The 11,877-nt window shown below is 68.7% G+C and carries 6 protein-coding genes and 1 pseudogene; 5 read left to right on the forward strand and 2 right to left on the reverse strand.

Annotation, left to right across the window (positions count from 1 at the left end; genetic code table 11):
* The first annotated feature begins 12 nt into the window (after positions 1 to 12).
* From meaB to AC1UKG_RS24175, 5 genes are all read left to right on the forward strand, one after another.
* Positions 13 to 1,050 carry a methylmalonyl Co-A mutase-associated GTPase MeaB gene (meaB, locus tag AC1UKG_RS24155; protein WP_018745755.1) on the forward strand — a complete coding sequence of 346 codons (1,038 nt, stop codon included), beginning with the start codon at positions 13 to 15 and terminating at the stop codon, positions 1,048 to 1,050.
* Positions 1,051 to 1,113: 63 nt separating this feature from the next.
* On the forward strand, positions 1,114 to 2,802 hold the full coding sequence (gene icmA, locus AC1UKG_RS24160) for a coenzyme B12-dependent isobutyryl-CoA mutase large subunit (protein WP_018745754.1): 1,689 nt from the start codon (positions 1,114 to 1,116) through the stop codon (positions 2,800 to 2,802).
* Positions 2,803 to 2,915: 113 nt separating this feature from the next.
* Positions 2,916 to 3,818, forward strand: coding sequence for a tetratricopeptide repeat protein (locus AC1UKG_RS24165; protein WP_018745753.1), 903 nt, complete (start codon positions 2,916 to 2,918; stop codon positions 3,816 to 3,818).
* Positions 3,819 to 3,881: 63 nt separating this feature from the next.
* Positions 3,882 to 5,063: an arginase family protein gene (locus tag AC1UKG_RS24170; protein WP_026271651.1), complete on the forward strand. Its 1,182-nt coding sequence runs from the start codon at positions 3,882 to 3,884 to the stop codon at positions 5,061 to 5,063.
* Positions 5,064 to 5,357: 294 nt separating this feature from the next.
* Complete coding sequence (locus AC1UKG_RS24175; RefSeq protein WP_482642354.1) at positions 5,358 to 10,415, forward strand: NAD-glutamate dehydrogenase; 5,058 nt, start codon at positions 5,358 to 5,360, stop codon at positions 10,413 to 10,415.
* Positions 10,416 to 10,469: 54 nt separating this feature from the next.
* On the opposite strand, the gene AC1UKG_RS24180 is transcribed toward AC1UKG_RS24175, so the two are convergent.
* Both AC1UKG_RS24180 and AC1UKG_RS24185 read right to left on the reverse strand, forming a co-directional pair.
* Positions 10,470 to 11,141 (reverse strand): class F sortase, encoded by a 672-nt coding sequence (locus tag AC1UKG_RS24180; RefSeq protein WP_018815053.1) that lies wholly within the window; start codon positions 11,139 to 11,141, stop codon positions 10,470 to 10,472.
* A 1-nt stretch (position 11,142) separates the two neighbouring features.
* Positions 11,143 to 11,877, reverse strand: a pseudogene (locus AC1UKG_RS24185) (hypothetical protein); the annotation flags it as partial.

Raw genomic sequence — 11,877 nt, forward strand, 5'->3', positions numbered from 1 at the left:
ACGAAGGGCACCATGACTGACGCCGTCAACAATGTCCCGGCCGCGCCGCCGGTGCGCCGCAGCCGGGACATTCCCATGCTCGTCGAGCGGGCCCGTGCGGGTGACCCCCGCGCGGTCGCCCGGCTCATCACGTTGGTCGAATCCGGGGATGAGACACTGCCCCGGATCGCGGCGGCTTTCGCCCCGTACGCCGGCCAGGCCCAGGTGGTCGGCCTGACCGGGTCGCCCGGAGTGGGCAAGTCGACCACCACCAACGAGCTGGTGCGAGCGCTGCGTTCCCGGGGGCGCCGGGTCGGTGTGCTGGCCATCGACCCGTCCAGCCCCTTCACCGGTGGGGCGATCCTCGGCGATCGGGTCCGGATGCAGGATCACGCCACCGACCCCGGCGTCTATATCCGCTCCATGTCCAGTCGTGGGCACCTCGGCGGCCTTTCCGCGGCAACGCCGCAGGCGGTCCGGGTGCTGGAGGGCGCCGGCTGCGACGTGGTTCTGGTGGAGACCGTCGGTGTGGGGCAGGCGGAGGTGGAGGTCGCCTCGCTCGCGGACACCACGCTCGTGCTGCTCGCGCCCGGGATGGGGGACGCGATCCAGGCGGTCAAGGCCGGCATCCTGGAGATCGCCGACGTGTTCGTGGTCAACAAGGCCGACCGGGACGGTGCCGATGCCACGGTCCGGGACATCCAGGGCATGATCGCGCTGGGCGAACGGGGGCCGGGGCAGTGGCGGCCAGCCGTGGTACGCGCGGTCGCCGTACGTGGCGAGGGGATCGACGACGTCGCCGCGGCCATCGACAAGCATCGGGGTTGGCTGGTCGAGCGGGGTGAACTCCGCCGTCGGCAGGAGGTACGGGCCGCCGCTGAAGTGGAGGCGATCGCGCTGGGCGCACTTCGGGCCCGAATCGGTTCGCTGCGGGATGGTACCGAGCTGTCGACGCTCGCTGCCCGGGTGGCCGCCGGTTCCCTTGACCCGTACGCGGCGGCTGATCAGCTCCTCGCCCAGATCGCCGGCGACAGCGCCGCAACCCCTACCGACCGGTACGAACGTCCTTAGCGATCGTTCAGGCCAGGATCTACACTCGGAGGTGGAGTCGCAGACCCGAGGAGGAGCCCGCGGATGAACGCCGACGAGATCGCCGCTGGACGCAGACGCTGGCAGGACCGCTACGATGCCGCGCGCAAACGGGACGCCGACTTCACCACGCTCTCCGGGATGTCTGTCGCCCCGGTGTACGGGCCGCCGGAGGGGGCGGACCACCCCGGCTTTGAGCGGATCGGCTGGCCGGGGGAGTTCCCGTACACCCGTGGTCTACATCCGACCGGTTACCGGGGACGGGCCTGGACCATTCGGCAGTTCGCCGGCTTCGGCAACGCCCGGCAGACCAACGAGCGCTACAAGATGATTCTGGGCGCGGGGGGTGGCGGGCTCTCCGTCGCCTTCGACATGCCCACGCTGATGGGCCGTGACTCGGATGACCCACAGTCGCTCGGCGAGGTCGGCCACTGCGGGGTCGCGGTGGACAGCGCCGCCGACATGGAGGTGCTCTTCGACGGCATCGACCTGGCTGGTGTGACGACGAGCATGACCATCTCCGGCCCGGCTGTGCCAGTCTTCTGCATGTATCTGATCGCCGCCGAGCGGCAGGGCGCGGACCTCTCCCACCTGGACGGCACCCTGCAGACGGACATCTTCAAGGAGTACATCGCGCAGAAGGAGTGGCTCTTCGACCCGGAGCCGCACCTACGTCTCATCGGCGATCTGATGGAGTACTGCGCCCGGGAGATTCCTCGGTACAAACCACTCTCCGTCTCCGGCTACCACATCCGGGAGGCGGGCTCGACGGCCGCGCAGGAGCTGGCGTACACCCTCGCTGACGGCTTCGGCTACGTCGAGCTGGGTCTCTCCCGCGGCCTCGACGTGAACGTCTTCGCCCCGGGTCTCAGCTTCTTCTTCGACTCCCATGTGGATTTTTTCGAGGAGGTCGCGAAGTTCCGTGCCGCCCGCCGGATCTGGGCCCGATGGATGCGCGACGTCTACGGCGCCACCAGTGAGAAGGCGCAGTGGCTGCGCTTCCACACCCAGACCGCCGGGGTCTCGCTGACTGCACAGCAGCCGGTCAACAACGTGGTCCGGACGGCGGTGGAGGCCCTGGCGGCCGTGCTCGGTGGCACCAACTCGCTGCACACCAACGCCCTCGACGAGACGCTTGCGTTGCCCACCGACGAGTCGGCCGAGATCGCCCTGCGCACCCAGCAGGTGTTGATGGAGGAGACCGGGGTGACCAACGTGGCCGACCCGCTGGGCGGCTCCTGGTACGTCGAGGCGCTCACCGACAAGATCGAGGCCGAGGCAGAGGAGATCTTCGCCCGGATCCGGCAGCTCGGTGGCGAGGGGCCGCACGAGATCGGCCCGATGACCTCGGGAATCCTGCGGGGCATTGAGGACGGCTGGTTCACCGGGCACATCGCCGAGGCGGCGTTCGCCTACCAGCGGGCGCTGGAGAAGGGCGAAAAGAAGATCGTCGGGGTCAACTGCCACACCGGTACGGTCGCCAAGGACCTGGAGATCCTGCGGATCTCGCACGAGGTCGAGCTGGAACAGCGGCGCACGCTCGGCGAGCGGAAGGCAGCCCGGGATGACGCCGAGGTCCGTGCGGCGTTGGAGCGGATGGTCGAGGTCAGCCGGACCGGCGGGAACATGATCCCGGCGATGCTCGACGCGGTCCGTGCCGAGGCGACCCTGGGCGAGATCTGTGACGTGCTGCGCCTCGAGTGGGGCGTCTACCGCGAACCGGCCCGCTTCTGACCGCCGGTAACCCGCAGACGCGGCGGGGAGGTGTGGTGACCTGCGTGAGAACCGTGACCTTCGGCGTCGCCGAAGGGCGGAGATTGGCGTCACCCGTGCGAGACTAGGTAACCATGAGCGACCCACGGATCACCCCGTCGATCTTTACCCGCGGCGCGGTAGACCTCAGCGCGCTGCGCACCCCCGCACCCTCCCCGGCCCCCGCGCCTGCCCAGACCGGCCCGTCCGATGACGGCGCCGGGAGCGCAGCCGCCGTCATTGAAGTCACCGAGGCGACCTTCCAGGCCGAGGTCCTTGAACGGTCGCTCAGCACGCCGGTGGTCGTCGACTTCTGGGCCGAGTGGTGCGAGCCCTGTAAGCAGCTTTCGCCAGTGTTGGAGCGGCTCGCCGTCGAGGGCGGCGGTGCCTGGGTCCTGGCCAAGGTCGACGTGGACGCCAACCCTCGGCTGGCGCAGATGTTCCGGGTGCAGGGCATCCCGATGGTCTACGCGGTGGTCGGCGGCCAGCCGGTCGACGCCTTCTCCGGCGTGGTGCCCGAGGCGCAGCTGCGGCAGTGGATCCAGGCGGTTCTCAAGGCTGGTGGCGCGAGCGTGGCCGAGACGGCCGACCCACGGTTGGACGAGGCCGACGAGTCCCTGCTCAGTGGGGACCTGGACGCGGCGGAGCAGGCGTACCGCAAGATCCTGGCCGAGGCGCCGTCGGACGCCGCGGCGGAGGCGGGGCTGGCGCAGGTCGGGCTTGCCCGTCGGGTCGCCGGTGCCGACCCGCAGGCGGTGCTCGCCGCGGCGGCCGCAGCCGCCGACGACATCGACGCCCAGCTGCTCGCCGCCGATGTCGAGGTGCTCGGCGGGATGGCGGAGGAGGCCTACCAACGTCTGGTCGGGCTGGTTCGCCGTACCGCCGGTGAGGACCGCGAGAAGGTGCGTCAGCACCTGGTCGGCCTCTTCACCATCGCCGGTCCCGACGATTCCGCGGTGGCGCTGGCCCGTCGGGCACTGGCCAGCGCCCTGTTCTGATCCAGTCACATCGGTGCGGGCCGGTGTGCCGACCGGCCCGCACGAGCTTGAGGACGGGAGCCCCTGATGCGCCGGATCGCCGTCCTCGACGCGCCCACCAACCTCGGGCTGCGCCCGCCCACCGCCACCTCGGTGCCGGGCTGCGGGAAGGCTCCTGGTGCCCTGCGCGACCAGGGCCTGCTCGGCCGGCTTCAGGCCCGGGACGCCGGCTGTCTGACCCCGTCCCGGTATGACCCGGGCGACTGGCGACCTGGCGATGGCGTATGTCACGCGTATGAGATCGCCAACTACTCGGTGGCGCTCGCCGACCGAATCGGAGCGGTTATTGACCGAGGCGAGTTTCCGCTGGTGCTCGGCGGGGACTGCTCGGTTGTGCTCGGCTCGGCACTGGCCATGCACCGGCTCGGTGCGGCGGTGGGTGGTCGGGTCGGGCTCGTCTTCGTGGACGGGCACTCGGATTTCCGGCACCCCGGTAACGCCTCTTACGTGGGCGCGGCGGCCGGTGAGGGGCTGGCCCTGGTCACCGGCCGCGGTCAGCTCGACCTGACCGCGATTGAGGGTCGGCGGCCGTACTTTCGGGATATCGACGTGGTAGTGCTGGGGATCCGGGCGCAGGACAACTATCGGCTCGACCTCCAGGCCGCCGGGATTACCACCCGACCGGTGCCGGCGTTGCGCGCGGAGGGTGCGGCACGGACCGCGCAGTGGGCGCATGACCAGCTCACCCACTGCGCCGGCTACTGGCTGCATGTTGACGTGGACGTGCTGGACCCGGCCGTGATGCCCGCCGTTGACGCTCCCGACCCGGGCGGAATCGCCTTTGCCGAGTTGGAGAGTCTGCTCGCCGGACTGGTCGATACCCCGCACTGCCTCGGCGTCGAGCTGACCGTCTTTGACCCGGACTACGACCCCGACGGGTCATACGCCGCCGAGATCGTTAACACTCTGGTCGGGGGCCTCCGCCCGGTCACTGCGCCGGGATCGGTCCCACCTCGGCTGCCGACCGCTGCCCCGCCGCGCCGTGGGCCGGAGCGCCGCCGGAGCCGGGAGCAACCGGTCCTCCTCGTCAACCAGGGCGGGGCGGCCGGCGTGGCGCAACTCCCGGAGCCGCCGGTCCTCCTCGTCAACGAGGGCGGGTCGGCCGGTGTGGAGCAGCCCCCGGAGCCGCCGACCGGGAAGCCCGCTGAGGCGGTGGAGCCCTCGGACGCCCGGCCCCCGTCCAGCCGGAGGCGACCAGTCAGCTGACGCCGGTTGGTCGTCAGTGCCCCATATTCCTGGCCTTTCTGCACCGTAATACAGCTGTGTCGGCCCGTTTGTCGCCCGGCTGGAGGTCGAGACGCCGAAGACAGGCCCCGACTGGGTGATGAACATCCGGAGGCGGGGTAAACCGGGGTGGGTCGACCCCCATCGCAGCAGGTGAACGACGGCAGTCCCGAACCGGACGTCCGGATGATGGTCCGCCGACCAAGGCGCGGATAGGCAGGCCTAGGCTGGGCGCAGAGTGACCCACGACGCGGTGGGTCGAGGGGAGTGGCACCGATGGACCGGCGTCCGGCTACCAAACCGGGACCCGACCTCCGGCAGGTTGATACCGGCCGGGACGACAACTTCGATTCGGCGACCGATTCCGACGGGTTCGGTGACGTCGAGACTGGTGTGACCGGCCTGACCGGTTCGAGCATCGACTCGATCTACGACTTGGGCCTACCCGCCAACGCTTTGGGGGAGGACGCCGAGGATTCGGACCTCGACGAGACGGTACCCAACGCGGAGCGCTTGGTGGCGCAGGCCATCGCGCTCGCCAGCGACGACCGCGACTCGGCGTCGCTGGTTCGCCGCTACTGGCGGTTCGCACCAGATGAGGAGCTGATCGGCTTCACCGCCGAGGAGATGCTCGACTCCGTGCGTACCCACCGGGAGTTGGCCGAGCAGCGGGTACCGGGCGAACTCAAACTGCGCATCCAGGAGCCGGATGCCGACCAGCACCACTCGGTGGTCGAGATCGTCACCGACGACATGCCCTTCCTGGTGGACTCGGTGACCGCCCTGCTCAATTCGCATCACCTGGATGTGCACCTACTGGTCCATCCGTTGTTGGTGATTCGGCGTGAGCCGCTCGGCCGGCTGATCGAGGTGGCCGCCGATGTGGAGCCGGACGAGGTGACCACCGGTGGTCTGATCGAGAGCTGGATGCGGATCGAGATCGACCCGGTCCGGGACGCGGCGGACCGGGACAACCTGCGTCGGGAGCTGCAACGGGTGCTCACCGACGTGCGGGAGGCGGTCGAGGACTGGCCCAGAATGCGCCAGCAGGCGCTGACGCTCGCCGACGAGCTGGCGGCCGCGCGGAACAGCGAGAGTCGGCCGCCGGTGCCGGAGAAGGACATCACCGACTCGGTCGAGCTGCTGCGCTGGCTCGCCCACGACCACTTCACCTTCCTCGGCTACCGGGAGTATCGCCTGGTGGACGCCGAGGGAGAGGCGGGCGGCAAGGCCCTGCGTGCGGTGCTCGGCACCGGTCTCGGGATTCTGCGCTCGGATTCCACGGAGTCCCGGGCGTTGTCGTCGATGACGCCCGAGGCGCACGAGCGGGTCACCGAGAAGCGCCTGCTGGTCATCACCAAGGCGAACTCACGGGCTACCGTGCACCGGTCCGCGTACCTGGACTACATCGGCTTCAAGGTCTTCAACGAGGCCGGCGAGGTGGTCGGGGAACGTCGGTTCATTGGGCTGTTCGCCACCGCCGCGTACCGCACCAGCGTGCAGGAGCTGCCGGTGGTGCGGCGCAAGGTGGCGGAGGTGGTCGACCGGTCCGGTCTGAGCCTGCGCAGCCACTCCGGCAAGGATCTACTCCAGATCCTGGAGACCTATCCGCGCGACGAACTGTTCCAGATCAAGACCGATGACCTGTACCACGCGGTGATCGGTGTACTGCGGATGGCGGGCCGCCGGCAACTGCGGGTGTTTCTGCGCCGGGACGCGTACGGACGCTTCATCTCCTGCCTGATCTATCTGCCGCGGGACCGGTTCACCACCCAGAACCGGCTGCGGATGCAGGACATCCTGCTGCGGGAGCTGAACGGGGTCGGGGTCGACTACACCACCCGGGTCACCGAGTCGATGTTGGCCCGGGTGCACTTCATCGTGCGTACCGACCCGACCAAGCCGCCGGGGGAGATCGACGCCGACCTGCTCGCCGAGGAGCTGGCCGACGCCACCCGCCTCTGGGACGACGACTACCGGCTGGTGCTGGAGCGTAAGCTCGGCGACGAGCAGGCCAAGCACCTCTTCTCCCGGTACGCCGACGCCTTCCCGGAGGGGTACAAGGACGGGCACACGCCGTACGAGGCGATGAAGGACCTGGCGAAGCTGGAGCTGCTGGAGGAGCCCGGGCAGCTGGAGATGCACCTGTTCCGGAAGCAGCTGGCGCCTCGTGCGGCGAACCGGGTGGCCGGCGGCGACGAGTCGATGGACGTCCGGTTCAAGGTCTACCGGTACGGCGAGCCAATGATGCTCTCGGCGGTGTTGCCGGTGCTGCACTCGCTCGGGGTGAAGGCGGTCGACGAGCACCCGTACGAGGTAGAGCGTATTGACGGTCGGATCTGGCTGTACGACTTCGGCCTGCGGTTGCCGGAGGGGCACCAGGAGCTGGTCGAGGTTCGCCCGCACGTGGAGAACGCCTTCGCGGCCGCGTGGCGGGGCGAGGCTGAGGTGGACGGCTTCAACGCGCTGGTCCTGCGTGCCGGCCTCACCTGGCGGCAGGTGGTCGTGTTGCGGGCGTACGCCAAGTACCTGCGTCAGGCGGGCACGGTCTTCTCCCAGGACTACATGGAGTCGACGTTCATCGCGTACCCGCGGATCGCGGCCCTGCTGGTGCGGCTCTTCGAGGCCCGGTTCGCGCCGGGCTCAACGAGCTCCGAGCAACGCCAGCAGCAGAGCCGGGAGCTGGTCGCCGAGCTACGTGCCGCACTCGACGACGTGGCCAGCCTGGACCAGGATCGGATCCTCCGGTCCTACCTGACCCTGATCCAGGCCACCCTGCGGACGAGCTTCTACCAGAAGCGCGTTGACGGGCGACCGAAGCCGTATGTTGCCCTGAAGCTGGATCCGCAGGCGATACCGGACCTGCCGGCGCCGCGGCCCCGGTTCGAGATTTTCGTGTACTCGCCCCGGTTTGAGGGTGTGCACCTGCGTTTCGGGCCGGTGGCCCGCGGCGGGTTGCGCTGGTCCGACCGGCGGGAGGATTTCCGTACCGAAGTGCTCGGTCTGGTCAAGGCGCAGATGGTGAAGAACGCCGTGATCGTCCCGGTCGGCGCTAAGGGCGGCTTCGTGCTCAAGCAGAAGCCGGGCGACCGGGACGAAGCCGTGGCCTGTTACAAGGAGTTCATCTCCGCGCTGCTGGACGCTACCGACAACATTGTCAGCGGCGAGATCGTGCCGCCGCCGGATGTGGTTCGCCACGACGGGGACGACCCGTACATGGTTGTCGCGGCGGACAAGGGCACCGCCACCTTCTCCGACATCGCCAACGAGATCTCCACGGCCCACAACTTCTGGCTCGGCGACGCGTTCGCCTCCGGTGGATCGGCGGGCTACGACCACAAGAAGATGGGGATCACCGCCCGCGGCGCCTGGGAATCGGTGAAACGGCATTTCCGTGAGTTGGGGCACGACACCCAGACCCAGGAATTCACGGTGGTCGGCGTCGGCGACATGTCCGGTGACGTCTTCGGCAACGGGATGTTGCTGTCGCGGCACATCCGGCTCGTGGCCGCCTTCGACCACCGGCACATCTTCCTCGATCCGAATCCGGACGCCGCCACCTCCTGGGTGGAGCGAAAGCGGCTGTTCGACCTGTCCCGTTCGACGTGGGAGGAGTACAACCCGGAGTTGATCTCCGAGGGAGGCGGCGTGTTCCTCCGTACCGCGAAGTCGGTGCCGATCTCGCCTGAGGTGCGGGCGGCGCTCGGCATCGAGGACGGCGTGTCCCAGCTCAGCCCGCAGGAGTTGATGAAGGCGATCCTCACCGCCTCGGTCGACCTGTTCTGGAACGGCGGCATCGGCACGTACATCAAGGCCTCGAGTCAGACCAACGTCGAGGTGGGGGACAAGTCCAACGACGCGATCCGGGTTGACGGCAAGGACCTGCGCTGCCGGGTTGTCGGTGAGGGGGGCAACCTGGGTTGCACCCAGCTCGGCCGGATCGAGTACGCCGAGGCGGGTGGTCGGATCTACACCGACTTCATCGACAACGCGGCCGGGGTGGACTGCTCGGACCACGAGGTGAACATCAAGATCCTGCTCAACACGGCGGTCGCCGACGGAGAACTGACCGTTGGTGAGCGGGACGAGTTGCTCGCCGAGATGACCGACGAGGTCGCCGAGTTGGTACTGCGGGACAACTACGACCAGGCGCGGGCGATCAGCAACGCACAGGCCCAGGCGCCGTCGCTGTTGCCGGTGCACCGGCGGATGATCGTTGACCTGGAGCGCTCCGGTGCCCTGGACCGGGCGTTGGAGGCGCTGCCACCGGACGAGGAACTGGCCGTCCGGATGGAGTCCGGGATGACGGCGCCGGAGTTCGCGGTGCTTCTCGCGTACGTCAAGATCGTGCTTGAGAAGGAGATCCTGGCGGAAGGCCTGGCCGACGAGGAGTGGACGACCGAACTGCTGGTCAACTACTTCCCGACGCCGATGCGGGAGCGGTTCGCCGACCGGATGTCCCGCCACCGGCTGCGTCGGGACATCGTCACCACCATGCTGGTGAACGAGACGATCAACCGGGGCGGTATCTCGTTCGTCTACCGGGTGGTCGAGGAGACCGGGGCGAGCGCCGCCGACGTGCTCCGCGCGTACGTGGTGGTCCGCGAGGTGTTCGGGCTGCGTCAGATCTGGAACGCCGTCGAGGAGTTGGACAATCGAGTCGCCCCTGACCTGCAGACCGACGTCTACCTGGACTTCCGGCGCCTGCTGGACCGGGCGGTGCGGTGGCTGGTGACCAACCGCCGCTCTCCGATCGACGTGCCGGCGGAGGTCGCGCGGCTGCGCGACGGTGTCGCCCACCTCCTACCGCAGATGGAGACGCTCTTCTACGGCAGCGAGCGGGAGGCGATCGCGGCGCACATCGAGTCGATGGTCGCCAAGGGACTGCCGCGGGACCTGGCACAGCAGACGGTCCGGTTGATGTACAGCTTCGGCCTGCTCGATGTGGTCGAGACTGCGGCGAGTAGCGGGCGGGACGTGTCCGAAGTGGCATCGGTCTACTTCGTCCTGTCGGACCGGTTCCGGGTGGACTCGTTGCTGTCGAAGATCTCGCTGCTGCCGCGAGAGGACCGGTGGCAGACACTGGCCCGGATGGCGTTGCGGTACGACCTGTACGCCGCTCTCGCCGCGCTGACCACCGAGGTGTTGGGGGGTACCCCAGGTAACCTGCCACCGGTGGAACGGGTACAGCAGTGGGAGCAGTCGAACGCCACCTCGATTCATCGTGCGCAGCGGGCGATGGGGGAGTTCGACGAGTCCCGGGCCGACCTGGCCGCCCTGTCGGTGCTGCTGCGTCAGATCCGAACCCTGGTGCGGACCTCGGCGGCGTCCTGACCCGGGGGTGTCCCGGCGGCCAGGATTCGGCCGCCGGGACATCCGATCCCGGAGTCATCGGGCCTGGGTGGCAAACACGACGATGTTGTCCGGGTAGTCGCCGGCCGCCTCGTCGAAGACGCCGCCACAGGTCACCACCCGTAGTGCGATCTCGTCCGTGGGGCCGTAGACCAGTTCGGTCGGGAATTCGGTCTTCGGATAGGACTTCACCGACTCGACGGTGAAGTCGACCTGCTCACCGTCCTCCCGGAGCACGCCAACAGTGTCGCCGGGTCGCAGGTCACCGAGGGAGAAGAAGACCGCGGGACCGAGTTCCGCCGAGTCGACGTGTCCGACAATCACGGCGTTACCGACTTCGCCTGGGCTCGCTCCCGGCTCGTACCAGCCGGCCAGCTGCGCCTGATCGAGCGGGGGTACCTCGACTGTTCCGTCCGGATTTGTCCCGATCTTCATGATCGATGCGTGAACACCGATCTTGGGGATGACGATCTGGCTTGGAGCGGAGCGGGGGCGGCCGGAGAGGGCAGGCTGGGCGACTTTCGGGCTGGTGGCCGCTGCCCCGACTGGAGATTCGGCCAGCGGGGGAGGCTGCGGAGGAGGGGCCGTGGGACTCTCCGTAAACGCTGCCCCGATCAGGCCGAAGCCGGCCAGGGCGAGCAGAACGACGACGGAGCCGGCGGCGCGCCACGGGAGTCCGTGGCGGCCACCGGCCCGGGTCGTCGTCACCTCAGACCAGGGAACCATTGGTCCGACGGCGAAGCAGTACCAGACCGCCCAAGGCGGCCGCGCCGACCAGGCCAGCCCCACCTGCGGCGAGGCCCAGGTTGGTGCCGGCGCTCACGCCGCCGTCACCACCGTCGACACCACCCCGCGGCAGGACGACCAGTTCACCCTCGCCACACGAGCCCTCAAGTTTGTAGGTGCCCGGCTTGGCGTTCCTGTCAACCATGGCTTCGCCGTAGTAGACGTAGTCCCGCTTGTGCTCCCAGCGGTCCCCGCCCCGGTCACCGTGGTCTCCGGCCGCCTGGTTGCTCTTGTAGTCGTAGCCCTTGTAGTCGTGGCCCTTTGACTCGTGGCGCTTGTAGTCGTAGCCCTTGTAGTCGTGGCCCTTTGACTCGTGGCGCTTGTAGTCGTGGCCTTCGCTGCCCCAGCCGCCTTCGGACTCGTGGCCCTTGTAGTCGTGGCCCTTGTAGTCGTGGCGCTTGTAGTCGTAGCCCTTGTAGTCGTGGCCCTTTGACTCGTGGCGCTTGTAGTCGTGGCCTTCGCTGCCCCAGCCGCCTTCGGACTCGCTGCCTTCGCGGGCTTCGCTGCCCCAGCCGCCTTCGGACTCGTGGCCCTTGTAGTCGTGGCGCTTGTAGTCGTGGCCCTTGTAGTCGTGGCCCTTTGACTCGTGGCGCTTGTAGTCGTGGCCTTCGCTGCTCCCTTGCAGCCGAGCTGCGAATCGTTCATCGCCGGGCGTCAC

The organism is Salinispora sp. CH2A1_6, assembly GCF_056820975.1.